Genomic DNA, 26,122 nt, shown 5'->3' on the forward strand with positions numbered 1-26,122 from the left:
ACGACAGAGAGTGTCGCTTGTAGAATGATGGGGGCGACAGCACCACGCGCACAGGCGATGAAGCCCGGTTTCTGCGATCTTTGCTGAAAAACGACTGAATCCGTCGCTTTGGGGCAATTAACGACAGACACAGAGCGGCACCTTTCCTTGAAACCTCGGACAAGACCCAAAGGAAGGTCCCATGCGCACAGAAGCCCGGGCTGTCGTGATCGGCGGCGGCGTGATCGGTTGCTCGATCCTCTATCACCTGACAAAACTCGGCTGGTCCGATGTTGTCTTGCTCGAACGCGACGAGCTCACGTCGGGATCGACTTGGCACGCGGCGGCCAATATCCACGGCCTGCACGACAGCGCCAATATCAGCCGCATCCAACACTATACCATGCGCCTCTATGATGAGCTTGAGGCCGAAACGGGCCAGTCCTGCGGCGTGTTTCGCCCCGGCTCGCTCTACCTCGCCCAGACCGAGAACCGCGAACATCAGCTGCGCCTGCAAGCGGCCAAGGCCAAACTCTATGGCATGAATTTCCACGAGATCAGCCGCGACGAGGCCGAGCGGCTACATCCGTTGGTCAATTTTGACGGCATCCGCACCATCATGTGGGAACCAGATGGTGGCAACGTGGACCCCTCGGGCGTCACCAACGCCTACGCCGTCGGCGCACGCCAGCGCGGGGCCGAGATCAATCGTTTCACCCCCGTGACCGCGACCGAACAACAGCCGGACGGTAGCTGGATCGTCAAGACGCCCAAAGGCGATATCCGCACGGACTGGGTCATCAATGCCGCTGGCCTCTGGGGGCGAGAAGTTGCGAGGCTGGCGGGAATCGAGGTGCCGCTTCAGCCGACGGAACACCAGTATTTCGTCACCGAGACCATTGCCGAGATTGCCGCGATGGATCGCCGTCTGCCGTCTGTGGCGGATCGGGACGGGGAGTATTACCTGCGCCAAGAGGGCAAGGGGCTTCTGATTGGGGCCTATGAAAAGGATATGCGGTTCTGGGCCGAGGAGGGCACGCCGCTTGACTTTGCCCATGATCTTTTCCCCGATGACCTTGAACGCATCGAAGAAAACATGATGCGCGCGATTGACCGGGTGCCGCTCGTCGGCGAAGCGGGGATCAAGCGGGTCATCAACGGGCCGATGATCTGGTCGCCCGATAGCAACGTGATCCTTGGGCCGGTGCCGGAATTGCGCAATTACTTCATGTGCGGCGGCATCATCCCCGGCTTTTCGCAATCGGCGGGCATGGGGCTCATGGCGGCGCAGTGGATCATCGAGGGCGAGATGCAATACGACATGTTCCCGTGGGACGTGGCGCGGTTTGGCCATTGGGCGAACAACCCCGATTTCGTCAAAGCCAAGGTGCGCGACGTCTACGCGCATCGCTTTGCGATCCATTTCCCGAACGAGGAACGCGAGGCGGGCCGCCCGCTGCGCACCCGTCCCGCCTATGAGACGCAAAAGGAGATGGGCGCGGTCTTTGGCTTGAATTACGGATGGGAACATCCGCTCTGGTTCTCGGACACGCAAGGCACCAAGGACACCAATGGCTTCACCCGCCAGAACTGGTGGGAACCGGTCGGTGCGGAATGCCGGATGCTGCGCGAGAAGGCGGGGATCATCGACATCTCGAACTTTGCCAAGTATCGCGTCAAGGGGCCGGGGGCCGAGGATTGGCTCAACGCGGTCTTTGCCAACACCATGCCTAAAGCCGTGGGCCGGTCCTGTCTCACGCCGCTGATCGGTGTGCGCGGCGGGATTGCGGGCGACGCCACCGTGACCCGCACCGCCGAGGACGAATTCTATGTGGTGAGCTCGGGTATGGCGGAACGCTATCACAAGCGGTTCTTCGACATGGTGCCGTTGCCGGAGGGGACGACATTTGACTGTCTGACCGAAGACATGTGCGGCTTCAACGTCGCCGGACCTAAGTCGCGCGAGATCCTGCAACGGATGACCAATGCCTCGCTTGCGACCGAGGATTTCCCCTTCATGCGCTCGAAGTGGATCGAGATCGCGGGCGTGCGCGCCTTGGCGATCCGGGTCTCCTTTACCGGCGATCTTGGCTGGGAGCTGCATTGTGCGACCGAGGATCAGCTACGCCTCTACAGCGCGCTGCTTGAGGCGGGCGCGGAGTTCGGGGCTGGCCCGGTTGGCGGGCGTGCGCTCATGTCGCTGCGGGTCGAGAAGGGCTATGGCTCCTGGAGCCGCGAATACAGCCCTGAATATTTCCCGCAGGAAGTTGGCCTTGAGAGGCTCTGCAAGATGGAGAAAGACTTTCTTCACAAAGACGCCGTGGCCGAAACCTTGGCCAAACCCGCGCGAGAGCGGCTTGTGCTCTTGCATCTCGATGAGGGCGATGTGACCGCCTCCAACGCCGATGCGACCGGGGGCGAGCCGATCTTCAAGGATGGCGTCGGCATTGGCCGCGTCACCTCGGGCACCTATGGCTATACGGTCGGCATGTCCCTCGCGCTTGGTTTTGTGAAAGAGGGCGCACCGGGCGATGCGGTTGAAGTCATGGTGCTTGGCAAGCCGCATAAGGCGGTGATCTTGGACGAGCCGCCGTTTGATCCTAAAGGCGAACGTCTGCGCGCCTAAGTGCTGGTATCAGGTTGAGCGCGCCCAAGGGCGCGCGCAGGTCTTGCAGGCCCTTCGGGGCCAGCGATGATCGCAACGTCCTGACCCTGCAAAGCAGGCTCATGACAACGCGACCTGGCGAGGCGCTGCCTCGCGCTCCGGAGTATTTACACAAAGAAGAAGATCAGGGGCGCGGCTTGCGCGGTACGCCATAAAGTTCGAGCCGGTGGCCTTTGAGATCATAGCCGAGCTTCTCGGCGATCTTTTCCTGAAGCGCCTCGATCTCGGGGTCGCAGAACTCAATCACCTTGCCGGTGGTGAGGTCGATCAGATGGTCATGATGGGCGCGCTCGGCGTCTTCATAGCGCGCACGCCCGTCTCCGAACTCGAGCTTTTCAAGGATGCCTTCCTCCTCGAAAAGCTTCACCGTGCGATAGACCGTGGCGAGAGAGATCCCCGCATCACGCGCCGAAGCGCGGGCATAGAGCTCTTCCACGTCCGGGTGGTCCTTGCTTTCTTGCAGGACCGTGGCGATCACCCGACGCTGTTCTGTCATGCGCAAGCCCTGAGCTTCGCAGCGGGAGATGATCGTATCAGGCATGGGCGGATCCCGGGGCGGTTGGTCTTTGCGTTTGATTTCTAGCGTCCCATGCCGGGGCGTGCCAGCCTTTTTCACGCTTGACAGCTGCGCGTCCAAGCCCCATGTGAGGCAGCAAGACGCCTTCTGCCGCGTGAGCAGCCGTCGGGCCCGCAAAGCCGCGACCAAAGGCGAAATCCATCCGATCCCAATATCACGCGTGGGGCGAGGGCGGGACGCGTTGTGCCATGCGGGTGCAAGGGCGGCTCCTGTCCATCCACCGAAAACACCCCCTTACCGGGGGCACGGGCGTATCGCGCGTGCGATGCGCCGGAAAGCTGAACCTATGACCGAATTTACCGATCTTGGCCTGCCCAAGACCCTGATCTCGCGCCTTGAGAAGGCCGGGATTTCTGCGCCGACGCCGATTCAGGCGCGCGCCATCCCTCATGCGCTTGAAGGGCGCGACGTGATGGGCCTCGCCCAGACTGGCACCGGAAAGACCTTTGCCTTTGGGCTGCCGCTCGTCGCGCGCCTCCTGTCCTATGGCCGCAAGCCCGAGCCGAAGACCGCGCGCGGGCTGATCCTCGCACCGACCCGTGAATTGGCCAACCAGATCCGTGATAGCCTCATGGTCCTCGTTGAAGGCACGCCGATGAAAGTTGGCCTCGTGGTGGGCGGCGTCTCGATCAACCCGCAGATTTCCCGCGTGGCAAAAGGCACCGATATCATCGTCGCGACGCCGGGCCGCCTCATCGACCTGATGGAGCGCGATGCTCTGGACCTGTCGGCGACGGATTTCCTTGTCCTGGACGAGGCGGACCAGATGCTCGACCTCGGCTTCATCCATGCGCTGCGCAAGATCTCCGAATGGCTGCCCAAAAAGCGTCAGACCATGCTGTTCTCGGCCACCATGCCGAAACAGATGGCCGAGATCGCGGGCACCTATCTCGACAATCCCGAGCGGGTGCAGGTCGCCCCTCCGGGCAAGACCGCCGACAAGGTCACGCAAGGTATTCACTATATCGCCAAGGCCGAGAAAACAGGCCTTCTGATCGAGTTGCTCGACGGGCATCGCGACGAGGCGGCGATTGTGTTTGCGCGCACGAAACACGGGTCCGACCGTCTCATGAAGGCGTTGGTCAAGGCAGGCTATGCCGCGGCGGCGGTGCATGGCAACAAGTCCCAAGGCCAGCGTGAACGCGCGATCAAGGCGTTCCGCGATGGCGAGACGATGGTGCTTGTCGCGACCGATGTGGCCGCGCGCGGCCTCGATATTCCGCAGGTGCGCCATGTCTATAACTACGATCTGCCGAATGTGCCGGAGAACTATGTGCACCGGATCGGCCGCACCGCGCGCGCCGGGATGGATGGGGCCGCCGTGGCCTTCTGTGCACCGGACGAAATCGACGAATTGAAGGCGATTCAGAAGGTTCTGAAGATGTCGATCCCGGTTCTGTCGGGCCGGCCTTGGATGGGTCTTGAGGAAAAGCCCGGCCAGAAACAGGGCCAGAAGCAGGGCCGGAAACAAGGCCAGCGTCAGGCGCAGGGCCAGAAGCAAGGCCAGAACGCGGATGGGCCCAAGCCCAAAAGCAAAGGGCCGCGCCGCGTCTGGAATGGCGGTGGCAAGCCCGGTGGCGGCAAACCCGGCGGGGGCGGTGGTCGTCGTCGCGGTGGTGGCGGCGGTTCTGGGCGTGGACGCGGCAAGAGCGCCGCGTAAGCCTCAGAGGATGAGCTGGCCCTGCATCACCTTGCAGGCGCCCCCGCTGATCGTCACCGAGCGGCCCAGCGTCGTGACCCCGATCACCGAGGGGCGGCCCATGTCGTCGCCCTGATGAATGCGCAGGGTCATGTCCTGACCCTCGCGTTCCGCCAAAAGCGCGCCGAGCGTGGCGCAGGCGCTTCCTGTTGCCGGGTCTTCGGGGATGTTGTCGAGCGGCGCGAACATGCGTGCATGGACGATATCGCCTTCGCGCACATAGGCGAACTGTGCGAAATCAAGGCCGGATGGATAGGCGGCGTTGCCTTCGCGAAACGCTCCAATATCCGTATCAAGCGCGGCCAACGTGTCGCGGCAATCGAGTTCCGTGATCGTAAAAGCAAGACCGAGCGACGCCATGACAGGCGGATGCGTCTCGGTCAGGATCGCGTCCTGTGCACAGCCAAGGGCGCGGGCAATAAGGTCCGGCTCTGGATGCGCGATGGTTTCAAGCGGTGCTTCTGTGGTGAACCGCGCGCCATCTGTCGTTGCGTGACAGGCAATCGGCCCAATCCCAAGCTCAAGAACCATTTCCGGCCCATGTCCCATATTGGCAAGGGCGACCGCCGTGCCAATCGTCGGATGGCCCGCAAAAGGAACTTCCATGGTCGGCGTGAAGATCCGGACACGCGCGGTATGGGCCGGGTCTTCGGGCGGATAGACAAAGGTCACCTCGGAGAAATTGAACTCCTGTGTGATCTTCTGAAGCGCGTCTTCCGGCAAAGTGCTTGCCTCAGGAAACACCGCGAGCTGATTGCCGCCAAAGGGTGTTTCGGTAAAGACGTCATAGACGAGATAATCGTGCATCACATCAACTCCGGGGCGCGTCCGACGCGCTTGGCAAGGGGGGCAACGGTCAGCCCCTGAACAATGATCGAGAACACCACCACGATGTAGGTCGCGGTGAGGATAAGGGGCTTCCATTCGCTGTCGGGAAGCGACAGGGCAAGGGCAACGGAAATCCCGCCCTTGAGGCCGCCCCATGTCATGATCGGCACAACGCCTTGGCTAAAGTCGCGGAAGGGTTTGAGGGTCAACACCGGAACCGCGACGGCAGCAAGCCGCGCGACGAGGGCAAGGCCAATGGCAAGCACGCCGGCCACGAGGTATGAGGCATCAAAGGCCACGGCAAATACCTCCAGACCAATAAGCAGGAAGAGGACCGCGTTCAGGATTTCGTCGATGAGTTTCCAAAATGCATCAACATATTCCCGCGTTTGCGCGCTCATGCCATGGGTCGCGCCGATATCGCCTATGAGAAGCCCGGCGCAGACCGCCATGATTGGCGCCGATACATGGAGCGCCACGGCAAGCTCATAGCCGCCAAAGGCAAGCCCAAGGGTCAGCAGAACCTCAAGCGAATAATCGTCGATGAGACGCATCACGCGGAAGGTCAGCCAACCAAGGACGATCCCAAGCACCGCGCCACCAAGGGCTTCTTGCGCGAACAGGATCGCGGCACCTTCAAGAGCGTCATGCTCACCGCCGTGATCGCCATGGCCCATGCCGGAGAAGGCGAGGCCCGAAATCACGAGAAACACCACATAGCCCACACCATCGTTGAACAGGCTTTCGCCGGCGATCTTTGTTTCCAAAGACTTACGTAGCTCAGCCTCACGCAACACGCCAAGTACGGCAACGGGATCGGTCGGCGAAATAAGCGCCCCGAACGTGAGCGCGACGAGAAGCGGCATGCCGGTGATCCAGCTAAAGCCAAAGCCGACGATTGCGGTCGAGAGGCCAACACCCAGCGTGGCCATGAGGGCAACAGGGACCCACTGCGCGCGCAGGTCCGAGAGCTTCACATGCAGCGCCCCGGCAAAGAGCAGGAGGCCGAGCATCCCCTCCAAGAGCGCCTCGGAAAAGTCGATACCAAGGATCACCGCGCGCATGTTGTCGGCAATACCAAGCGATGGCGCCGCAAGGTCCACACCGAGAAGCGCGAAACTCGCCAGAAGGGCGACGACAAGGATCCCGATGGCAGCCGGAAGTCGCAGGAACAGGTAATTGACCGCGCCGAACGCCCCGGCGAGGACGATCAGGAGCGAGGTGATCTGAAGAAAACTCATATCGGGAACGCCTTTGAAAAATCGCCCCTCCCGCTTACCACGCGCCGCTCGGGACGCTCAAGCGTGGCGTGGCGCGATGTCGGCCCAGACCGGCAGGTGATCCGAGGCCATCGCCGCAGGCCGCTTGCGATAGGCGCCATGTCCAACCGCCGTAAGCTCCGGGCTGAGGGCAAACCGATCCAGTGCCGCGATCGGACGCGGGGCAGGGAAGCTATGCGCCGCCGGTTCGAGGAATTTGAGCTGAGGCAGGGCGGCATCAAGCGCTGAGGTTGCCCCCCATTCATTCAGATCCCCGGCAAGCACCGTTGGCCACGCCCCACGCGTGCGCAATGCCCGCGAGATCGCCCCAAGCTGCATCAACCGATAGCGCCGGAGCAGCCCGAGATGCGAGCCGACGATCCGCAGCGGCCCAATCGGCGTCTTGAGATCGGCAAGGATCGCACCACGCGGCTCCAGCCCCGGCAGGTCGATATGCGCCGTGTCCACAACCTCGACCCCGCCGCGCACCAGCATCGCATTGCCATGCCAGCCAAGCGATCCACCGGGCTGACCGAAGGGCAGCACCCGCCAACCATGTGCGGCAACCATCTCATCGGGCAGCGCGGCAGGTCGGGGCGGCAACCGCTTGTCGGCCTCCTGCAGCACCACGATCTCGGCCCCAAGCGCATCGATGACCCCGAGCGCGCGATCCGGGCGCCGCCGCATGTCGAGTCCGACGCATTTCTGAAGGTTGTATGAGGCGATCCGAAGGGTGGTCATGGCTTTTCATGCCACGCCGCGCCAAGAGAGACCAGACACCGGGAAAAAGACGCGCGGTTTCGCTTGACTTAGTGGTCAAATTTAGAGCGACTGCGCGCATGGAGCGCAAATCACATATCGACACGTTCGGCGCGATCTCCCTGTTCAGCTTTGCCATCATCCTGTCTTTCAATCAGGTGGTCATCAAGGTGACGAACGGAGGGTTCGGCCCGATCTTTGCCGCCGGGCTACGGTCCCTGATCGGGCTGACCTGTATCGTTCTCTGGATCACCCTGAGGCGTAAACCACTGCGCCTTTCGCGCGATCTGGTGCAGTCTGGCCTTCTGGTCGGTGGATTTTTTACGTTTGAATTCATATGCCTGTTCCTCGCTCTTGATCTTACGACCGTCGCGCGCGCAAGCGTGATCTTCTATTCCATGCCGGTCTGGCTCGCCCTTGTCGGGCATTTCGTGCTACCCGGCGAACGCCTGACGCCGACGCGGCTTGTGGGGTTGTGTCTCGCCATGGCTGGTGTGGCTGTGGCGCTCGCGGATCGCAATGGCGGGCAAGCCTCGCTCCTCGGTGATCTCCTGGCGCTCGGCGCAGCGCTTGGCTGGGGCGGGATCGTGTTGACCGTGCGCCTGACACCGCTCGCGCAGGAGAGACCCGAGACCCAGCTTTTCTGGCAACTCTTGGTCTCTGCCGTGATGCTTCTCGCCGTCGCGCCCCTCTTTGGTCCGCTCCTGCGCGAGGTCGAACCGTTGCATGTGGCGGGCCTGCTGTTCCAAGGCATCGGGGTCGTCGCCATCGCCTTCCTGATCTGGTTCTGGCTGATGTCGATCTATCCGGCTTCGGGCGTTGCCTCGTTTAGCTTCCTGTCGCCGGTCTTCAGCGTGCTGCTCGGCTGGCTCCTGCTCGGAGAACGCGTTGGCCCGTCGATCTGGATCGCGCTTGGCCTTGTGGCGCTTGGTCTCGTCTTCATCAACCGTCGCTAGCCTCAGGTGCCACAGAAGGTTCGGTGCACGCGCTCGGACTCTGCTGGTGGACGGCGCAGATCGTCAAATTCGGAATCTGCGGTGAACGGTGCCGCGTAGGCTTGCATGAGCCGCGAAAACGGGGCGAGATCGCCCTCGACGGCGGCCGAAATCATCTCTTCGATACGGTGATTGCGAGGGATGAGAACCGGGTTCGCCGCCCGCATGACGCCTTCCGGATCGTCCTCTTCTGCAATACGTGCCTGCCAGTCCTGCGCCCATGCGTCAAACGCCGCACGGTCTGTGAACTGATCGCGTGCGGTGCCATCGGCGAGAGCCGCGAAGCTATTGGTGAAATCCGCACTCTGATCCGTCATGAGCTTCAAGAGGCGCGCGGCAAGCTCAAGGTCTTCGGCACGCGCCTCGGCAATCCCGAGCTTGCGCCCAAGCGCTGCGGTCCAAAGCGCTTCGAGACGGGCAGGCATGGCATGCACGGCCTTGGTGAAATCTGCCACCGCCGCATCTGCATCCGGCATCAGCGGTACGAGGGACGAAGCCAGTTGCGCCATGTTCCAGACGATGATCTCGGCTTGACGCGCATAGGCATATCGGCCTTGTTGGTCGATTGAAGAAAAGACCATAAGAGGATGATATTCATCCATAAATGCACATGGCCCATAGTCAATTGTTTCGCCAGAGATCGCGCAATTGTCGGTGTTCATCACCCCATGGATAAAGCCGACCGACATCCACTTCGTAACAAGTTGGGCCTGGGCTTCGATGACCGCCTCAAGAAAGGCGAGCGGCACATCGGCCTTGGGGTAGTGGCGCGCGACCACGTGTTCATAAAGCGCACGCAATCCCTCAAGATCTTGCCGCCCGGCCAGTGCCTGAAAGGTGCCGACGCGGATATGGCTTGCCGCGACGCGGGCGAGAACCGCACCGGGCAGGCCGCGCTCGCGCTGGACGATTTCACCGGTTGCCACGGCGGCAAGTGCCCGCGTTGTCGGAATGCCAAGCGCGTGCATTGCTTCGCTCACCACGAATTCGCGCAACACCGGACCAAGCCACGCGCGCCCGTCGCCATTGCGCGAAAACGGGGTGCGGCCTGATCCCTTGAGTTGGAGGTCTTGACCGTCCACTTCGCCAAGAAGAACCGCGCGCCCATCGCCAAGCTGCGGGTTCCAATGGCCAAATTGGTGCCCGGCGTATAGCTGCGCGATCGGCTCTGCGCCCGTGGGGATCAGATTGCCGCCAAACACCTGCGCCAACTCTTCGATATCGTCATCCCCGGTCATGCCAAGGCTTGCTGCCAGCGGATGGTTGAAGGCAAGCAGCTCTGGCCCACGTACCGGTTCCGGTTTGACCCGTGCAAAAAGGCGGTCGGGCAGGCGGGCATAGCTGTTGTCAAAGGGAATGGTCAGGGTCATGGGTCACAGTTTCCGTGTCATCAGCATATAGCGGTCGCGTGCGCGAAACCCACTGCGTGTATAGAGTTTCTGTGCCGCGGTGTTGTCCTGATCGACTTCGAGGTGAATCGCGCGCACCCCCGCTTGACCAAGCGCAAGCGGCAGCGCGCTTAGAACCTCAGTGGCGATTCCACGCCCGCGCACGGCGCGCCGAATATAAAGCTCATCGACGAACGCATCCATACCACCAAACTCCACGCTCCAGCCGAAGGTCACCACGATATATCCAATCGGCGCCCGTCTCGGCCCGATAAGGTAGACCGCCCCAAGTGGTGAGCCGTCCAAAAGCGGCTGGATCGCCGCACGGCGCATCTCTTCGCTTTGCACGATCGCGGCCTCTTCGTGAAAGGCGGCGACAAGCGGCAAGAGGGCTTCGATATGCTCAGGGCGTGCGAGATGCAGGGCTGTCGTCATGGTGGGCCCTTTCGGCGCGTCTGGGAAGTCATCAGGCACCGCAAGGTTGCGTGCGGGGCGAAACTGGCAGGGCAGGGCACAGAAGTAAACGCAAGCCCCCGCGAAAAGGCAAAGATTCGCCCGGAACGTCGCGCAAGGAAAAGGCGGCCCCCTCTCGGACGCCGCCTCGTTCTATTACCGCTCTATGTCCGATCAGCCGTCGAAGTCGACCTCTTCGGTGATCCGAAGCGCCGCCGGCCGTTGCGCTGCAAGCGTCATCAGGTTGACGTCATCGGCCTCAAACGTGCCCCAGCTTTGCACAAGCGGATCTGCCTCGGTGCCCGGTGCGATCGGGTATTCGAAGTTGGCCTTGGCATAGATTTCCTGCGCCGTCGGGGAAGAGAGGAACTCCATCAGCTTGAGCGCGTTCTCCGGGTTCGGCGCGTTCTTCGCCATCGCCACGCCCGAGATGTTCACATGGGTGCCCGCACCCTCAAAGGTCGGGAACAACACGCTGACGCTCTCGGCCCAGGCCTTCTGTTCCTCGTCGTTGAGCATCTTGCCCATGTAATAGGTGTTGCCGATGGCAATGTCGCATTCGCCCGCCCAGATCGCCTTGACCTGCGCACGGTCATTGCCCTGCGGCTTGCGCGCGAGGTTGGCCTTGATGCCTTCGAGCCACGTCTTGGCCCCATCCTCACCATGGTGATGCACCACGGCCGACGTCAGCGCGATGTTATAGGCATGCATGCCCGAACGCGTACAGATACGGCCCTTCCATTTCGGATCGGCAAGGTCTTCGTAGGTTGTCACCTCATCCGCCGCGACGCGGTCTTTCGAGGCATAGACGATCCGCGCCCGTGTCGTCAGGCCAAACCAATGACCTTCCGGATCGCGATACTGCGCCGGAACGTTCTCGGTCAGCACGTCGGAAGCGACCGGTTGGGTCAACCCAGCACCGACAACGGCCGACAAGCGCGAGATATCGACGGTAAACACAAGATCGGCGGGCGAGCGTTTGCCCTCGGCCTGCATCCGCTCCACCATACCTTTCTTGAGGTAGGCGACATTGACCGTGATCCCGGTTTCCTCGGTAAAGGCATCGGTGAGCGGGGCAATCAGGTGCGGTTGACGGTAGGAATAGACGTTGACCTCTTCGGCCAGCACCGGTGCTGCGACGGATGCGGCGGCAACTGCAAACCATGCGGTTTTGAATGTCTGAAACATGGGACTCCTCAATTCGCTCGCGAGTTTCATTCCGCGCCTCGATACAGAGTATTTTTGTCAGGATCAATAACTGAATGTTTTATTCAGGTATTTCGATATCTGGCTTGGCGCGCTTCTCCTCGGCCTTCACCGCATTCCAAAGCGCGTCCATCTCCTCAAGTGTACTGTCCTCGGGTCGTTTGCCCATCGCCGCAAGTCGCGCCTCGATCCCCTCGAACCGGCGGGTGAATTTCGCATTGGCGGCGCGCAACGCGCCTTCCGGCTCGACCCCCAAATGCCGGGCGAGGTTGGCCATCACGAACAGAAGGTCGCCCATCTCTTCTTCGATTTCCGCCTGGCTCAGGCTGTCCCGCGCCTCGACAAGCTCGCTGGCTTCTTCCGCGATCTTGTCGATCACATGCCCCGCATCGGGCCAGTCGAAGCCGACTCGCGCCGCGCGTTTCTGAAGCTTTAAGGCCCGCAATAGCGCGGGCAAACCAACCGCAACGCCATCCAACGTCCCATGCTGCGCTTTCTCGGCACGCTCTGCCGCCTTGACGGTCTCCCAATCGCGGGTCTGCTGCTCTGCGGATTTCTCCCGGTCCTCGTCGCCAAAGACATGCGGGTGACGCGCCACCATCTTGTCCGACATCGTGTCGGCCACCTCGTCAAAGGTGAACAGCCCGCGCTCTGTCGCCATCTGTGCATGAAATACCGATTGGAACAGGAGATCCCCAAGCTCCCCCTTCAACTCGTCCCAGGCCTCACGCTCGATTGCATCGGCCACCTCATAGGCTTCTTCGATCGTGTAGGGGGCGATGGTGGCAAAATCCTGCTCGATATCCCACGGGCATCCCGTTTCCGGATCGCGCAAGCGCCGCATGATCTCAAGGAGGCGCGGCATTCCGCCGTTCGGGTTGAGGATGAGGGGGTCTTCGGCCATTGCACGTTTCTCCGATCCGATGTTGAGTGCATATCAATTGATCCCCCAACCGGAGTCCACCCCATGCCCGTGATTAACAGTATCGCAGCCAATGCCGAGGAAATGCAGGGGTGGCGGCGGCACTTGCACGCGAATCCCGAGATCGAGTTTGACTGTCATCAGACAGCCGCCTTTGTCATGGATCGCCTGCGGGAGTTTGGTGTCGACGCGATCCACGATGGAATCGCAACCTCCGGCCTTGTTGCCATCATTGAAGGCAAAGGGCAGGGCGGCACCATCGGTCTGCGCGCCGATATGGATGCGCTCCCAATGCCCGAAACCACTGGTCTCGACTATGCCTCGACCAACGAAGGCGCGATGCATGCCTGTGGCCACGATGGACATACGACCATGCTTTTGGGGGCTGCGAAGTACCTCTGCGAGACGCGCAATTTCGCGGGCCGTGTCGCGCTGATCTTTCAACCCGCCGAAGAAGGCGGCGGTGGTGCGGGCGTCATGGTCGAAGAGGGGATCATGGAACGCTTTGCCATCGACGAGGTCTATGCGCTCCATAACCTGCCCGATCTGCCGGTCGGTCATTTCGAGACGACCCCGGGGCCGATCATGGCCGCCGTGGACGAATTTCACATCGACATTCGCGGCAAAGGTGGTCACGCGGCCTTTCCGCAGGATTGTATCGACCCCGTGGCCGCTGCCGTCGCAATCGCGCAGGCATTGCAGACGATCCTGAGCCGCAATCATGACACGCGCCAAGAGGCCGTGGTCTCCCTGACCCAGATTCACACAGGATCGACCGATAACGTGATTCCCGATACCGCCTATCTGAACGGCACCGTACGGACATTCGATCCCAAGGTGCAGGAGATGATCCGCCGCCGTATGCAAGAGATCGTTGCCGGGCAGGGGGCGTCCTTTGGCGTTGAGGCGACTCTGCGCTACGAGATGCACTATCCGGCGACGATCAATGACGCCGGCAAGGTGGGCTTCGCCGCCGCTGTGGCCGCCGAGATTTCCGGGGCCGAGGCCGTCGAGGCCAACCGCCCGATGGAAATGGGTGCCGAGGATTTCTCTTACATGCTCGAGAAGCGTCCGGGCGCCTATCTCTTCATCGGTCAGGGCGAAAGTGCCGGCCTGCATCACCCGAAATACGATTTCAACGATGAGGTCTCGCCCATCGGCGCGTCGTTCTTTGCCCGCCTTGTGGAACGGGCCTTGCCGCTCGAGGGGTAAAACGCGCACCACCGCGATACAGACGCAATACCGACGTAATACCGACGTTGGTTTTTGCCGCTTGACTTGGGCGTGAGGCAGGTCAAAAATTTGATCAAATAGGGGGATCAGATCATGGCACTCGAAGACGCGAAAACCAAAGTTGACGAGGCGTTTACCCGTTCAGATCTGCGCGGATGCAGTTTTGAGAACACTTTTGGCGGTGCGACATCCTTCCTGCGTCGCCGCTACACCAAGGATCTGACGGGGGTGGATATCGCCGTCACCGGCGTGCCCTTCGATCAAGCCGTGACCAATCGCCCCGGCACCCGCCTTGGACCCCGCGCCATCCGAGAAGCGTCCGCCCTACAAAGTCCGGATGCACCTTATGGATGGGATTTCAACGTGTTAGAGGAATGCTCTATTGTTGATTACGGCGATGTGGCCTTTGACTATGCCAAGGTCTCTGACTTTCCCGATACGCTCATCGCGCATATCCGTGGCATCCTCGACGCGGGCGCGGCAAGCGTGACGCTTGGCGGGGATCACTACATTACCTTCCCGATCCTCAAGGCTTACGCCGAGAAATACGGACCGCTGTCGCTTCTACAGTTCGATGCTCACACAGATACCTGGGCCGATGACGACATGGAGCGCATTGACCACGGCACGATGTTCTACAAGGCCGTGAAGCTCGGCCTTGTCGATCCCGCCCGCTCTGTGCAGGTCGGCATCCGCACCACCAACGAAGACACACTCGGCGTCAACATCATCGACGCCCGCGAGGTGCATGAGCGCGGCCCGGTGAAAACTGTAAACAAGATCAAAGAGATACTGGGCGATTCTGCGACCTACCTCACCTTCGATATTGATGCTCTGGACCCGGCCTTTGCGCCCGGAACCGGGACGCCCGTCTGGGGCGGGCTGACCTCTGGTCAGGTGGCGATGATGCTGCGCGACTTGGCCGGGATCAACATGGTGGGCGGTGATATCGTCGAGGTGTCCCCGCCCTTCGACACCACAGGCGCTACGGCCATCGCCGGCGCTCATGTCGCGACCGAGTTGCTGAGCCTCTGGGCGGCGGGTAGACGCTAATTAACATCAATTTGCCCTGTTCCTGTCTTCTCAACCGCAAAATCCACGGTTAAGCTTATCTGTACGGGTCGATCGTATCAGTCTGTGTGTTAACGAGTGCCCGACCCGGTTATTTTGATCGAATTTATTTGTCACATGGTGCCCAGATGCTCTGGATCGGAGTCTGCCTCCTCCCCCTCATCCTCCTAGCCCACATCCGCCTCGCCCCATCCGCGGTGGAGCGGTGGCATGTTGCTCCGGAGATGCGTGAAGACCGGGATTTTACCAATGGCGTGTATCGTTGTGTGATAACCTGTGGATCTGGTTTGCGGCGGTTTGACCGGATCGTAGAGGCAGATCCGCGGACCAAGCGCCTTGCCGGTACTGTGGAGCAGGGAATGATCACCTATATCACGCGGTCACGTATGATTGGATTTCCAGATTACACGACGGTATTGCAGGCCGGTGAAGAGCTATTGATCCATGCGAGATCAAGATTTGGTCGCCGGGATTTCGGCGTCAATGCCGTGCGTGTTGAGCGATGGATCGACGCTCTGACCGCCTATTGACCGAAGGCGCGAGGATAGGCATCCGGGGGATATTTCTCGCCACATCGGGACATTGAGCGACATTTGGCATTGCGCCGTGAACATGCGACCGTCGACTTGAAGGCAGATGGTTTCGCCGAGTTCGATCCGCGCACCGCCCGTATCGGTGCAATAGCACTCGACGGTCTTGCCGTTCATGTTGTAATCGGCGAAGGCCGGTGCGGCGAGAAGAGAGCATATGAAAACGAGTGATCTCATCTTGCTATGTTACACGAAATGCGCCTCTTGACCAAGTTGCGGGATTGGCCCACTTAACCTCATGGTTCCGATAGAACGTCTTCAACAGATCAGCCAGCGCTTCGAGTATCTCGAGGCAAAGATGGCAGAAGGGGCAGCGGGCGAGGATATCGCCGCGTTGGCCAAAGAATATTCCGACCTCAAGCCCGTGGTCGAGCAGATTGCCGCGTACCAACGCCTTCAGTCTGACCTAGAGGAGGCTGAGCTTATGCTCGAGGATCCGGACATGCGGGAACTGGCCGAGGAGGAGCTTCCAGAGCTACGTTCAAAGCTACCCGAAGCCGAGCATGCGCTTCAGCTCGCACTTTTGCCTCGGGATGCGGCAGATGTTCGGCCCGCGATGATCGAAATCCGACCTGGCACGGGAGGGGATGAAGCTGCGCTCTTTGCGGGGGATTTGCTTCGGATGTACCAACGCTATGCCGAAGCCCGTGGTTGGAAGTTCGAAATTATCGAAGAGCAACAGACAGAGCTTGGCGGGATCAAAGAGGTCGTTGGCCACATAAAGGGCGAGAACGTCTTTGCACGGTTGAAGTATGAGTCCGGCGTACACCGGGTCCAGCGGGTACCTGAGACCGAAAGCGGCGGGCGTATTCATACCTCCGCAGCGACGGTTGCGGTTCTGCCCGAGGCGGAGGATGTCGATATCCAAATCGACCCAAACGACCTTCGTATTGATACGATGCGTTCTTCCGGTGCGGGCGGGCAGCACGTCAACACGACGGATTCCGCTGTGCGGATCACCCACCTGCCGACAGGGATTGTCGTGACCTCTTCTGAGAAGTCCCAGCACCGCAATCGAGAGATCGCGATGCAGGTTCTAAAAACACGTCTCTACGATGTAGAACGCCAGCGGATCGACAGTGAGCGGTCTGCCGACCGCAAGAGCCAGGTCGGTTCCGGGGACCGTTCGGAACGTATCCGGACATATAATTTTCCGCAGGGACGAATGACGGACCACAGGATCAATCTGACGCTCTACAAGCTGGATGCGGTCATGGGGGGCGATCTGGACGAAGTAATCGACGCCCTCACAGCAGATGATCAAGCGCGGATGCTTGCGGAGATGGAAGGGTGACGACACTTCGGGACGCGCTGGCCGAGGGTGTTCGGCGGCTCTTGGAGGCAGGAATTGCAGGCGCCCCGAGGGACGCTCGCGCGCTCCTTGCGGCGGCATCTCATATTGCGCCGGATCGTGTTCTTCTCGAGGGCGATATGGTGCTGTCAGACCCAAACCTTTTTGACGAGATGATCGCACGTCGGGTCAAAGGAGAACCTGTCGCGAAAATCATTGGCGAGCGGTTGTTCTGGGGCCGGTCCTTTAAGATCACGCGCGATACGCTTGATCCGCGCCCGGAAACAGAAACCTTGATCGCAGCGGCGCTTGAGACGGGGCCGGTTGAGCGGTTCGTAGATCTTGGAACTGGTAGCGGGATCATCGTCGTGACCCTTCTTGCGGAATGGCCCGAAACCCACGCGGTCGCAACCGATGTCAGCCCAGAGGCCATCGCTGTTGCACAAGAGAACGCGGCACGGCACGGCGTGCTTGATCGTCTTCGGTTTGTTCAACTGTCGTCGAAAGATTGTTGGTTTCCGGAGAGTCTTGCGCCTTGCGATCTGATCCTATCGAACCCGCCATATATCTCCGAGGACGAGATGGCGGAACTGTCGCGCGAGGTTCTTGAGCACGATCCTCATATTGCGCTGTCACCCGGCGGCGACGGGATGGATCCCTATCGTAAGATCGCGTCTTCGGCGTGGTCCTATCTGCGTCCTGATGGGCGGGTTTTGGTTGAGATCGGTTGGCAGCAGGGCGACGCCGTCACCGAGATTTTCCAAAAGGCCGGTTTCAGGACTGTTTCCTGCTTGCCAGATATGGATGGGCGGGATCGGGTGATTGTCGCCGAAGGGGCATAAACTGCGGCAAAAAGCCCACTGTTTGCCAGTAAACTCGTAAGAAAGCCCTTGTGTATACAGGGTCATGCCATTACTCAGGGGGTGTTCACAAGGCGACGGACTTTGCTCCTGTCCCTGCGAACACCAAGCCAGAAAGTCGTCGTCCGGAACCACTGAGCGCAAGAGGCGCGAAACGGGCTGATCGACCGTCATAGACTCAAGGCTGGATAGCAAAACACATGAGATCTTCCAAATCCCGTTCGCGGAACAAGAATAACCGCAACCGTCCTTCGGGCAATATCGTCAACCGCGTGTTTGACAGCTCAGGCCCTGAAGGCAAGGTGCGAGGCACCCCGCAGCAGATTATCGACAAGTACAACCAGCTTGCCCGGGACGCGCAGTTGGCCAATGACCGTGTTGCGACCGAGAACTTTCAGCAGCACGCGGAACATTACTTACGTCTTCTTTCCGAAGCACAGCGCGAAATGGACGCGCGCCGCGAGGAACAGGAGCGTCAGAATCGTGAGCGTCAGGCAGAGCGTGACCGCGAGCGCCAAGAACGGATGGACCGCCAAGAACGCGAGTCCAACAACGGCGGCCAAAAGGCGCAAGATCCCGGCGAGACACCGCAACCTGAAGTGATTGACGTGTCCGCAGATGGCGGTCTTGTCGAGACCCCCGAGACCAAGGTTGCGGAGAAACCGAAACCTGCGCGTAAGCCAAGAAGTTCTTCCAAGAAAAAGGCTTCGGAAGCGACGCAGAGCGCTGATAATGACGGCGATACGAAAGCGGCTGAGTAAGCCGGTCATTTCGCCGCCAGAGAGAAAGCCCGGACGATCTGTCCGGGCTTTTTGTCATCTATGATTTGTCGACTTCGCGTGCGAGTGCGCAGAAAGCCTCGATTGAGACCTGTTCCGCGCGTTCTGTAGGTTTGATTCCCGCTGCAATGAGCCTGTCTTCGATGTCCGGAGCCGTCCCCTTCAGCGCGGCGCGCAGCATCTTCCGTCTTTGATTGAAGGCAGCGGCGACAACGCGGCTCAATGTTGCCGCGTTCGCCGGGTAACGGGGAGCGGGTAGGGCGTTGAGATGGACGACCGCACTACTTACTTTTGGCGGTGGTGTGAAGGCACCGGGCGGCAGAGACAGAACGATTTTCGCATCTGCGCGCCATTGCGACAGGATCGCGAGACGTCCGTAGGCTTTTGAACCCGGCTGCGCCACGATCCGGTCTGCCACTTCACGCTGGAACATCAGGGTGAGGCTTTGCCAGAAGGGTGGCCATTCGGGAGGTGTCAGCCAACGCACGAGAAGCTCCGTCCCGACATTATACGGAAGGTTCGCCGCGACGCGCACCGGCGCTCTTAGATGGGCAAGTGGGTCGATCTCGAGCGCGTCGCCATTCAAGACCTCGAGACGACCAGGGTAGGCTGCCGCGATCTCTTCGAGCGCTGGAATACAGCGTGTGTCTTTCTCGATGGCAAGGACTTTGCGCGCACCTTCAGAAAGAAGCCCGCGCGTCAGCCCCCCTGGGCCGGGTCCGATCTCAAGCACATCACACTCGCTCAGGTCACCAGCTTGTCGGGCGATCTTGGCTGTCAGGTTCAGGTCGAGAAGGAAGTTCTGGCCTAGCGACTTACGCGCGGAGAGGCCGTGATCGGCAATCACTTGGCGCAATGGGGGCAGGGTGTCGATCGCGCTCATAGATCAGGCTCCTGCTCGCGAATGCGCCATACGCTGTGCCATACGCAACGCTTCGATGAGGCTCGATGGATTGGCCTTTCCCATTCCGGCGATGTCGAAGGCGGTGCCATGATCGGGAGAGGTGCGAATAAAGGGGAGCCCGAGCGTAACATTGACGCCCTTGTCAAAGTCGAGGGTCTTAATCGGCACGAGGGCCTGATCGTGATACATGCACACCGCGGCGTCATAGCGCGCGCGCGCAGCGGCGTGAAACATGGTGTCGGCCGGGAGAGGGCCGGTCAGGTTCATACCTTCTGTCTTGAGACGTTCCACAACTGGCGCGATCAATTCAATCTCTTCTGTGCCCATTGCGCCGCCTTCGCCAGCATGCGGGTTCAGGCCCGAGACCGCAATAAGGGGTGCGTCGATCCCAAATTGGTCTGTCAAACCCGTGGCTGTGATCCGCAGCGTTTCTTCGAGGAGGGAGGCCGTAAGGGCGCGCGGTACATCCGACAAGGGAATATGGATCGTCGTCGGAACCACCCTGAGTTGGTCAGAGGCCAGCATCATCACAACCCGATCAACGCCCGCAAGGTGCGCGAGGAATTCTGTATGACCGGGAAAAGCGAATGCCGCCCCATCCTTAAGCGCCTTCTTGTGGATTGGCGCCGTGCATATGGCGGATGCAAGCTCTTCCTTTGCAAGGTCAACCGCGCATGCGATCGCATCAATGACACCTGACGCGTTCAGAGGATCCGGTTCGCCAGGCACCGCATCCCCTTCGAAGGCGAGCGGCAAAACCGGAAGCGCCTTCGCGGACACCTTCCGTGCTTCGGAAGGTTCGGAAATCAGTCGGTGCGCTACGGTGCCGGGGAGGTGGCGCGGGTCGCCAATCAAGAAAAACGGCACGTCGTCACGCAGGACGTCCCACGCTTTCTCGGCGAGCTCCGGACCGATCCCTGCCGGTTCGCCGCAACTTAGGGCGATCGGGGCGGCGGTCATTTCTGTACGATCGTCGTCTCGGCCCGAAGCTGCTCGAGGTAGCCATCCGCGAAAGACATCAGGCGCTGACCCCGAAGCGATTGCGCGACATCTTCGCGAGAGACGGTTTCCTCTTTGAGTTCTGCCGTGCGACCACACATCATCAGGAAGACGAGAGCTTGTCCCCCATCACTCGTCGGGCGGGTCAGTGCCGTCGAGACTTCGCCTTCGTCAAGCTTGGCAAGCTCGAGGGCATAGTCGCGGGGCAGTTTTCCAGGCGCGAGGGCTTCACGGACAAGCACGTTTTCGGGTTTGCCATAGGCCTCCCCATAAAGGTCATCGCAGGTATCCACGCGATCTTTCATCTCGGCCGCAGTCTTAAGTGCGTCTTCGCTATAGCCACCGGGGATCATATAGGCGGCGTATTCGATCGCAGAGTAATTTGGCGCGGGCATGCTAGTCTCACGCTTGCCGCGCATCATGAACACAGCCATTGCATTCGGAAGCGGGATCGGGTCCGTCACATCGCCCGGACCAAGCGCCATGAGAACAGGGCGCAGCTGAGGCGGCAGTTTGGTGATCGAGATCCAGTTCAGGCGCCCCCCATCTTCGCGGGTCGCCGCTTGTGAATAGGTTTTTGCGGCTTCTTCGAAGTCGCCTTGGTTGTTGATTTGGCTAAGTTGAAGCGCGAGAGACTGGACCTGTTCGGCGGTCTGCGGGGTCACGGGAATCACGATCTCCGAAAGCAGAACGTTCACACCGCCAGCGCCGGTGTTTGAGGCAATCGCTCGGTTGATTTCATCTTCTGTAACGGCGACGCTGCTCCCGAAGCGGGTCTGCACCACGCCTTGCCACGAGATGCGCGCATAAAGAAATGCGCGGAGAGTTTCTTCTTCGACGCCCTCGTTCGCAAGCGCTTCGATCAATTGCGCCGGCTCCATGTTGAGACGTTCGGCAAATGATTTCAGCGCCGCGTCCATCCCGCCTTCGCTTGGAGCGATCCCCATACGTTCGGCGGCCATGAGTTGAAGGCGTTCATCGACGAGCTGTTTGCGCGCTTCCTTACGAGGATCGCCGGGGAACTTCATAAGGGCCAGAAGCAGCGTGCGCTGTTCAATCTCGAAATAGGTAACGACTTTCTCACCGACAAAGACCGCTGGCGAGAAGGCACTTTGCGCATTGGCCGGTGTTGAGAGGCCGATACACAGGGCCAGCGTGGACATGAGGGCGGACAGGCGGGAGAGGGCGCGGGGCGCTTTCATGAGAATTCTGGTCCTGCGTTAGTTACGGCACGTGCGGTTATAGCTTTTATCTGCCGATCGGGCGCTGAAGCCAAGGAGGGCAACAGTCAGTCCGATATCGGTGCTCGGTTGCACGGTAGCGGATGTTGTGAAGTTGCGCGAGATGGAAAGCCCGATCTTGACGCATTCGTTGCGATATTCGAGGCCGATCCCCGCTGCGGCGGATTGGCTTGAGGCGACATCATAACGCCAGTCAGCGAGAGCCGTCCAGTTTCGGTGAAGGCGGTAGCGGCTATCCAAGACCCACTCCGAAAGTCGGGATGCGCGGTTTTCGGCAACGTCAGTTTCGAGCCAAATCACACTGGCATCAAGCCAGAGTTTGCGGTTGGACCACCCGAGGCGCGCTGAGGCTTTGCTCAACCCGCCTGACCAATCAAACAGCCCGCGCGCCATCAGCGAAAGGCCATCTTGCGTCGTCAGTTGGCCCGCGACGAGCAGATTGGAGCGTGTGCCTGAGAGACCGGAGCTTTGCGTAAAGTCGGGATGCGCGGTCCTATGGTAGACCTGACCAAGCGAGAAATGCGCTTGCCACCCTTCTGGATCAAATCGCGACCAGTTCACGCCGACTGCTGCGGTGGCTCCGCGTTCGCGTCGATCCCCGGCCGGGAAACGCGACAGAGAAAGCAGGTTGCCTTCATCGAATTCTACCCGCGTGCTTTCATCATTGGCCACGGTTGCAATCAGCGGATCGCCACCGCTCCAGCCGATTTGGGCCACAGGTTCGAGAACTTGCGTGACACCGTTCGCCGAAACACGTGCCATAGGGTAACGCATATGGGCGGCAAAGCTGGGTGTCAGTTGGGATTCCGTCCCCTCGAGGGCGGTATCTTGCGATGTCTTGATGCCATCGAAGACAAGCTCACCCGTCATCCCTGTGCGCAGGCCGCTCGAGTGGGTCCAGTTGCGTCTCCACCACAGGCTTGCCGTGGCGCGCTGAACATCGCGACCATCAACAATCGGTCCCGAAATCGGATCGGTATCCGGCCCGTCTATCGGGAGGGTGGATTGTCGTTGATGGCTCCGGAACTCGAGATTTAGCCGGGCTTCCCCGCCAAGCGCTTCGGGAAAGAACCGCCGTTCGGTTTCTGCGACGGCCATAATCGTCGGAATGGTATTGTTGTCTTCGCTTGCGCGCAGCGACTGTACGTGGAGGACAGCATAGCGCGTGTACTCGTCACGGCGAGTGCGTTCGACCGTAACGTTGCTATTCAGACGGTCGTAGTCCGAGTAGTCGTAGTCGAGCAGATAAGCATCATCTGACGCATATTTGACATCGAAACTTAGGCGGTAGTCATTGGGCAAGGTGAAATACCCGTCCGCAAACAAGAAGTAACGCGGTTGGTTCGGATGGATCGAGTCATCCGAGAACGCCCCGTTGATTTCGATACCACCGTTTCGAAACGCTTGGCGGTAGCGATACTCGAGCGTCTTGGTGTTCTTCCCGAGATAGGGCGTCAAAGTCAGATCGCGGTGCGGTCCGAGAGTTAGGAAGTACGGCACTTTGATGCCGAACCCGAGTTTGCTGTTCTGATGGAACTCTGGGATCAGAAATCCGCTCGCGCGTTTCAGCGTCGGATCAGGCAGACGCAGCTGCGGGAAATAGAAGATTGGAACATCAAGAACGCGGAACTGCGCGTTGTCGAAATAGATTTGGCGCTCTTCTTGGTCGTGCACAATGCGCTGTGCTCGAATTTGCCAAAGGGGAGCTTCGCCGTCTTCGCAGACCCGGCATGAACTCACTTTCGCTTTGTGAAGGACGTTGTAGCGGCCTTCAACGCGGCTCATCTGTGTCGTCGCCATCTGAAGTTGTTGGTCGAGAACGACACGGGCACTCTTCAAAAGGGCGTTCTGAAACCCGGTGTCGAGCTCGGCGTAATCGGCAAGAACGCGGACGATCTCGCCTTGCTCGATATAGATCGGGCCGGTCACTGTGACCTTGTTGCGTCCGCCATCATATTCGATTTTGGAGGCACGTATCCGCACATCGCCTTGAAGAGCTTCGACTCGGCCCTGCGCAACAAGGCGATCCGCGCCGGTCACGTAGACGGTATCGGCAACCAAGACCATATTGCCCCCGGTATCGCCCGTCTGAGCCGATGCCGGAGCCGTGATGCCAACCAATGCGGCCAGCGAAAGTGTTCGAAGGGCAGCCTTCATCCGTCCTCCATATGCAACAAAAGTCCCAGTGCCAATAAGACACTTGCGACAGGCGGCGCCCACGCGGCCAATGCGACCGGGATTTGTCCATTTTCCCCGAGTATTTGCGCGAAATTACGCACGTAATACAAGGCAAACCCTGTCATGACAGCAATCAGAACCGCCAATCCGGTGCGCCCGAAGCGCGCATGTCGCATTGTGAAGGCCGCCGCGACAAGAACCATGGCGGCCAAGAAGAGTGGCTGCGCCAGTTCCATCTGCAACCAAACCGCATGTCGTCGGGCAGAAAACCCAGCGTCTTCAAGGTCTTGAATGAACTCCGGCAAATCCCAGACGGAAATCACAGATGGTGTTCCGAAGCTGTCGCGAATCCGGTCGAGCGTTAGCGTGCTGTCAAGCATCAGGACATCATGCGTGCGCTTGCCAGTTTCTGGGTTGAGTCCAGGCGTCAACGGCCAGGCACTGGCGTTCTCTAGGCGCCATGCGCCATCGGAGAGGCGTGCGTTCTCGGCTTCGATTCGTGTCGAGACCCGACCGCTTGGATCGTAGGTAACGATTGAAACGTCAAAGAACACGCTTGCGTCTGGATTTGTCGAAGTGGCATGTATCACCGCTTGGCCGTTGGCGCCGCCTTGGCGCATCCAGAGGCCCTCGCTTGAAATCGAGAGGGCAGCGGCTTCGCCAGAACGGTATCGCTCTGCAAGTTGATGATACCGGTCCGTTGTCGCGGCAACGATCGGGTTGAATGTTGAGACAGACACAAGTCCCAAGAGAAGCGCGACGATGATAGGAGAGAGCAACGTGATCATCGCCGAGCGTCCGCTCGCACGGACCACAACCAGTTCACTCGATCGGGCAAGGGCGATGAAAAGTGCGATCGCAGCAAGAATGACGATCAGCGGAAGGATTTGATAGAGGCCTTCGGGTGACTTGAGAAGCGTGAGCCTCAAGATCGCACCAAAACCGATCTCATCGACGTTGAAACGCCGGAGTTGCTCCATCAGGTCAACAAGCGCCAATAGGGCAAAGAAAATGGCGCCGATACCTGCGACCGTCCAAAGGAACTTGCGTGCGAAATAATAGTGGATCGTCATGCTGTGGCCCCCGCTCGTAGCCGCAGGGGATGCGCGGAAAACCACAGAAGACCGAAACTCAATGCAAAGCCGAGGAGTGACGGCAAGTAAATCAGGGGCCAGAGCTGTCCGTCCGATCGAACGGGATCAAGTGTCGCGCTTCGGATGATCTCAAGAGAAATCAGCAAGACAAACGCCACAATGATCTGCCGCCAAACGCCAAACCGGCTAAATCCGCCGAGAAGCAGGGTCGCGAAGCCGACGATTGCGGCAGAAAGGACCATCAACGGACGATTGAAGCGTCCGTGCGCTTCTTCAAGGATCCACCCGCGCGAAGTGTTCAATTCTTCGGAGACAGCTTCGCTATGCAGAAGAAGCTCTGCCGTCCCGATATGCTCAAGAGCGCGTTTTCGCTTGGTCTTGTCTACAATCAACCGACTGATGTCATAAGTGAAGTCAGAGAAGTTCGTGGTAAATAGGCGGTCCCCGGCCTCAACATGTATCTGCGACAATCCATCCACCATGACCAGCTTTGCCCCGGTCTCCGAATTCAGAAGATAGGCTTCGGCAGCGGTATAGGTCGAGACTTCGCCGGGCTTGCGGCGATCCGAGAGGAAGACATCGCGTAGGACGCCGTCTGGAGTAATATCGCGAATGTAGAAGGTAATGCCCTCGGTCGGATGCAAGAAAGTGCCTTCACTCAACAACCTCGCGGTTACGTTCTCTGTGATCTGGTTCTGGCGGAAATTGAGTTGCGCAGTACTGCGAGGCACGAGCACATGCATCAACATGCTCATCATCAGAGCAACAAGCACACCAAACACAAAGACCGGACGGGCGAGTCGCCAAGGGCTAAAGCCTGTGGCTTGCATCACTGTGAGTTCGCTCTCACTACTCAGCCGGTTGGTGACGTAGACCGCTGCCGCAAAGACTGACATCGGCAAAACAAGTCGGATGACATTCGGCAGGCTCAGAAAGGTGAATTCAAGGAAAACGCCTGCAGATTGGCCGTTCACGATCAGCTGATCGAACAATACCACAGCGCGATTGACCCAGTAGACGAGCACAAGAACCAACGCAAAGAAGCCAAACAGAACGAGAAGCTGCGACAGCATGTATCTGTCGAATCTGCTCACGCCCGATCTCCTTACCTTCTTAAATTCCACGCGGACACTAGAGGATTTGGTGAGCCGG

Annotated in this window: 23 protein-coding genes; 9 read left to right on the plus strand and 14 right to left on the minus strand. The window is 59.9% G+C overall.

From position 1 onward, the window contains the following. Positions 1-181: 181 nt before the first annotated feature. Entirely contained in the window at positions 182-2,605 is a 2,424-nt protein-coding gene (locus R1W01_RS12745) for an FAD-dependent oxidoreductase (RefSeq protein WP_297756717.1), read from the plus strand. 163 nt (positions 2,606-2,768) lie between these two features. On the opposite strand, the gene R1W01_RS12750 is transcribed toward R1W01_RS12745, so the two are convergent. Next, positions 2,769-3,185, minus strand: coding sequence for a Fur family transcriptional regulator (locus R1W01_RS12750; protein WP_243614304.1), 417 nt, complete (start codon positions 3,183-3,185; stop codon positions 2,769-2,771). Between the two features lie 322 nt (positions 3,186-3,507). On the opposite strand from R1W01_RS12750, the gene R1W01_RS12755 reads away from it, so the two are divergent. After that, on the plus strand, positions 3,508-4,881 hold the full coding sequence (locus R1W01_RS12755) for a DEAD/DEAH box helicase (protein ID WP_297756718.1): 1,374 nt from the start codon (positions 3,508-3,510) through the stop codon (positions 4,879-4,881). A 3-nt stretch (positions 4,882-4,884) separates the two neighbouring features. Here the strand turns inward: R1W01_RS12755 and R1W01_RS12760 are convergent, their stop codons facing one another. The 3 genes from R1W01_RS12760 to R1W01_RS12770 are packed head-to-tail and all read right to left on the minus strand — an operon-like array spanning position 4,885 to position 7,748. Then, positions 4,885-5,727: a PhzF family phenazine biosynthesis protein gene (locus R1W01_RS12760; RefSeq protein WP_297756719.1), complete on the minus strand. Its 843-nt coding sequence runs from the start codon at positions 5,725-5,727 to the stop codon at positions 4,885-4,887. After that, positions 5,727-6,989, minus strand: coding sequence for a cation:proton antiporter (locus R1W01_RS12765; protein ID WP_243614307.1), 1,263 nt, complete (start codon positions 6,987-6,989; stop codon positions 5,727-5,729). Before R1W01_RS12765 ends, R1W01_RS12760 begins: the two co-directional genes overlap by 1 nt. 57 nt (positions 6,990-7,046) lie before the next feature. After that, on the minus strand, positions 7,047-7,748 hold the full coding sequence (locus R1W01_RS12770; protein WP_297756720.1) for an endonuclease/exonuclease/phosphatase family protein: 702 nt from the start codon (positions 7,746-7,748) through the stop codon (positions 7,047-7,049). 98 nt (positions 7,749-7,846) lie between these two features. Between R1W01_RS12770 and R1W01_RS12775 the strand changes: the two genes are divergently transcribed. After that, positions 7,847-8,722: a DMT family transporter gene (locus R1W01_RS12775; protein ID WP_297756721.1), complete on the plus strand. Its 876-nt coding sequence runs from the start codon at positions 7,847-7,849 to the stop codon at positions 8,720-8,722. Positions 8,723-8,724: 2 nt separating this feature from the next. Here the strand turns inward: R1W01_RS12775 and R1W01_RS12780 are convergent, their stop codons facing one another. The 4 genes from R1W01_RS12780 to mazG all read right to left on the minus strand — a co-directional run bounded on the left by R1W01_RS12780 (position 8,725) and on the right by mazG (position 12,712). Then, complete coding sequence (locus R1W01_RS12780; RefSeq protein ID WP_297756722.1) at positions 8,725-10,131, minus strand: protein adenylyltransferase SelO; 1,407 nt, start codon at positions 10,129-10,131, stop codon at positions 8,725-8,727. 3 nt (positions 10,132-10,134) lie between these two features. Then, a complete protein-coding gene (locus tag R1W01_RS12785) occupies positions 10,135-10,584 on the minus strand; it encodes a GNAT family N-acetyltransferase (RefSeq protein WP_243614311.1) in 450 nt (149 codons plus the stop codon). Positions 10,585-10,776: 192 nt separating this feature from the next. Continuing rightward, a complete protein-coding gene (locus R1W01_RS12790; RefSeq protein WP_297756723.1) occupies positions 10,777-11,790 on the minus strand; it encodes a Fe(3+) ABC transporter substrate-binding protein in 1,014 nt (337 codons plus the stop codon). 79 nt (positions 11,791-11,869) lie between these two features. Beyond that, on the minus strand, positions 11,870-12,712 hold the full coding sequence (gene mazG, locus R1W01_RS12795) for a nucleoside triphosphate pyrophosphohydrolase (protein WP_297756724.1): 843 nt from the start codon (positions 12,710-12,712) through the stop codon (positions 11,870-11,872). 63 nt (positions 12,713-12,775) lie between these two features. Here mazG and R1W01_RS12800 point away from each other — a divergent pair, with 63 nt between their 5' ends. The 6 genes from R1W01_RS12800 (at position 12,776) to R1W01_RS12825 (ending at position 18,536) form a co-directional block, all read left to right on the plus strand. After that, positions 12,776-13,942, plus strand: a complete 1,167-nt coding sequence (locus tag R1W01_RS12800; protein WP_297756725.1) for a M20 aminoacylase family protein — start codon at positions 12,776-12,778, stop codon at positions 13,940-13,942. 114 nt (positions 13,943-14,056) lie between these two features. Next, a complete protein-coding gene (gene speB / locus R1W01_RS12805) occupies positions 14,057-15,016 on the plus strand; it encodes an agmatinase (RefSeq protein ID WP_297756726.1) in 960 nt (319 codons plus the stop codon). A 146-nt stretch (positions 15,017-15,162) separates the two neighbouring features. Continuing rightward, a complete protein-coding gene (locus R1W01_RS12810; RefSeq protein ID WP_297756727.1) occupies positions 15,163-15,564 on the plus strand; it encodes a DUF1499 domain-containing protein in 402 nt (133 codons plus the stop codon). A 298-nt stretch (positions 15,565-15,862) separates the two neighbouring features. Continuing rightward, positions 15,863-16,918 carry a peptide chain release factor 1 gene (gene prfA / locus R1W01_RS12815; protein WP_243614318.1) on the plus strand — a complete coding sequence of 352 codons (1,056 nt, stop codon included), beginning with the start codon at positions 15,863-15,865 and terminating at the stop codon, positions 16,916-16,918. Next, on the plus strand, positions 16,915-17,757 hold the full coding sequence (gene prmC / locus R1W01_RS12820; protein WP_297756729.1) for a peptide chain release factor N(5)-glutamine methyltransferase: 843 nt from the start codon (positions 16,915-16,917) through the stop codon (positions 17,755-17,757). The genes prfA and prmC overlap by 4 nt, the downstream gene beginning before the upstream one ends. Before the next feature lie 218 nt (positions 17,758-17,975). Beyond that, complete coding sequence (locus tag R1W01_RS12825; RefSeq protein WP_243614320.1) at positions 17,976-18,536, plus strand: DUF4167 domain-containing protein; 561 nt, start codon at positions 17,976-17,978, stop codon at positions 18,534-18,536. Positions 18,537-18,594: 58 nt separating this feature from the next. Here the strand turns inward: R1W01_RS12825 and rsmA are convergent, their stop codons facing one another. From rsmA to lptF, 6 genes are read right to left on the minus strand one after another with little or no spacing between them, the layout of a single operon-like run. Further along, complete coding sequence (gene rsmA / locus R1W01_RS12830; RefSeq protein WP_243614321.1) at positions 18,595-19,437, minus strand: 16S rRNA (adenine(1518)-N(6)/adenine(1519)-N(6))-dimethyltransferase RsmA; 843 nt, start codon at positions 19,435-19,437, stop codon at positions 18,595-18,597. A 3-nt stretch (positions 19,438-19,440) separates the two neighbouring features. Continuing rightward, positions 19,441-20,418 (minus strand): 4-hydroxythreonine-4-phosphate dehydrogenase PdxA, encoded by a 978-nt coding sequence (gene pdxA / locus R1W01_RS12835; protein WP_297756730.1) that lies wholly within the window; start codon positions 20,416-20,418, stop codon positions 19,441-19,443. Then, positions 20,415-21,659 (minus strand): peptidylprolyl isomerase, encoded by a 1,245-nt coding sequence (locus R1W01_RS12840; RefSeq protein ID WP_297756731.1) that lies wholly within the window; start codon positions 21,657-21,659, stop codon positions 20,415-20,417. The genes pdxA and R1W01_RS12840 overlap by 4 nt, the downstream gene beginning before the upstream one ends. 18 nt (positions 21,660-21,677) lie before the next feature. Beyond that, the gene (locus R1W01_RS12845) at positions 21,678-23,855 is read right to left on the minus strand and encodes an LPS-assembly protein LptD (protein ID WP_297756732.1); all 2,178 of its coding nucleotides are present in this window, start codon (positions 23,853-23,855) and stop codon (positions 21,678-21,680) included. Beyond that, positions 23,852-24,949: an LPS export ABC transporter permease LptG gene (lptG, locus tag R1W01_RS12850; protein ID WP_243614325.1), complete on the minus strand. Its 1,098-nt coding sequence runs from the start codon at positions 24,947-24,949 to the stop codon at positions 23,852-23,854. Before lptG ends, R1W01_RS12845 begins: the two co-directional genes overlap by 4 nt. Then, positions 24,946-26,064 (minus strand): LPS export ABC transporter permease LptF, encoded by a 1,119-nt coding sequence (gene lptF, locus R1W01_RS12855; RefSeq protein WP_297756733.1) that lies wholly within the window; start codon positions 26,062-26,064, stop codon positions 24,946-24,948. The genes lptG and lptF overlap by 4 nt, the downstream gene beginning before the upstream one ends. Between the last annotated feature and the right edge of the window lie 58 nt (positions 26,065-26,122).

The organism is Shimia sp. FJ5 (assembly GCF_032918335.1).
Classification (GTDB): Bacteria; Pseudomonadota; Alphaproteobacteria; order Rhodobacterales; family Rhodobacteraceae; genus Shimia; species Shimia aestuarii_A.

Bases quoted from the DNA above. Each gene is read 5' to 3' on its own strand.
- R1W01_RS12745 (WP_297756717.1), top strand. From the start codon at position 182: ATGCGCACAGAAGCCCGGGCTGTCGTGATCGGCGGCGGCGTGATCGGT.
- R1W01_RS12750 (WP_243614304.1), bottom strand. From the start codon at position 3,185: ATGCCTGATACGATCATCTCCCGCTGCGAAGCTCAGGGCTTGCGCATG.
- R1W01_RS12755 (WP_297756718.1), top strand. From the start codon at position 3,508: ATGACCGAATTTACCGATCTTGGCCTGCCCAAGACCCTGATCTCGCGC.
- R1W01_RS12760 (WP_297756719.1), bottom strand. From the start codon at position 5,727: ATGCACGATTATCTCGTCTATGACGTCTTTACCGAAACACCCTTTGGC.
- R1W01_RS12765 (WP_243614307.1), bottom strand. From the start codon at position 6,989: ATGAGTTTTCTTCAGATCACCTCGCTCCTGATCGTCCTCGCCGGGGCG.
- R1W01_RS12770 (WP_297756720.1), bottom strand. From the start codon at position 7,748: ATGACCACCCTTCGGATCGCCTCATACAACCTTCAGAAATGCGTCGGA.
- R1W01_RS12775 (WP_297756721.1), top strand. From the start codon at position 7,847: ATGGAGCGCAAATCACATATCGACACGTTCGGCGCGATCTCCCTGTTC.
- R1W01_RS12780 (WP_297756722.1), bottom strand. From the start codon at position 10,131: ATGACCCTGACCATTCCCTTTGACAACAGCTATGCCCGCCTGCCCGAC.
- R1W01_RS12785 (WP_243614311.1), bottom strand. From the start codon at position 10,584: ATGACGACAGCCCTGCATCTCGCACGCCCTGAGCATATCGAAGCCCTC.
- R1W01_RS12790 (WP_297756723.1), bottom strand. From the start codon at position 11,790: ATGTTTCAGACATTCAAAACCGCATGGTTTGCAGTTGCCGCCGCATCC.
- mazG (WP_297756724.1), bottom strand. From the start codon at position 12,712: ATGGCCGAAGACCCCCTCATCCTCAACCCGAACGGCGGAATGCCGCGC.
- R1W01_RS12800 (WP_297756725.1), top strand. From the start codon at position 12,776: ATGCCCGTGATTAACAGTATCGCAGCCAATGCCGAGGAAATGCAGGGG.
- speB (WP_297756726.1), top strand. From the start codon at position 14,057: ATGGCACTCGAAGACGCGAAAACCAAAGTTGACGAGGCGTTTACCCGT.
- R1W01_RS12810 (WP_297756727.1), top strand. From the start codon at position 15,163: ATGCTCTGGATCGGAGTCTGCCTCCTCCCCCTCATCCTCCTAGCCCAC.
- prfA (WP_243614318.1), top strand. From the start codon at position 15,863: ATGGTTCCGATAGAACGTCTTCAACAGATCAGCCAGCGCTTCGAGTAT.
- R1W01_RS12825 (WP_243614320.1), top strand. From the start codon at position 17,976: ATGAGATCTTCCAAATCCCGTTCGCGGAACAAGAATAACCGCAACCGT.
- rsmA (WP_243614321.1), bottom strand. From the start codon at position 19,437: ATGAGCGCGATCGACACCCTGCCCCCATTGCGCCAAGTGATTGCCGAT.
- pdxA (WP_297756730.1), bottom strand. From the start codon at position 20,418: ATGACCGCCGCCCCGATCGCCCTAAGTTGCGGCGAACCGGCAGGGATC.
- R1W01_RS12840 (WP_297756731.1), bottom strand. From the start codon at position 21,659: ATGAAAGCGCCCCGCGCCCTCTCCCGCCTGTCCGCCCTCATGTCCACG.
- R1W01_RS12845 (WP_297756732.1), bottom strand. From the start codon at position 23,855: ATGAAGGCTGCCCTTCGAACACTTTCGCTGGCCGCATTGGTTGGCATC.
- lptG (WP_243614325.1), bottom strand. From the start codon at position 24,949: ATGACGATCCACTATTATTTCGCACGCAAGTTCCTTTGGACGGTCGCA.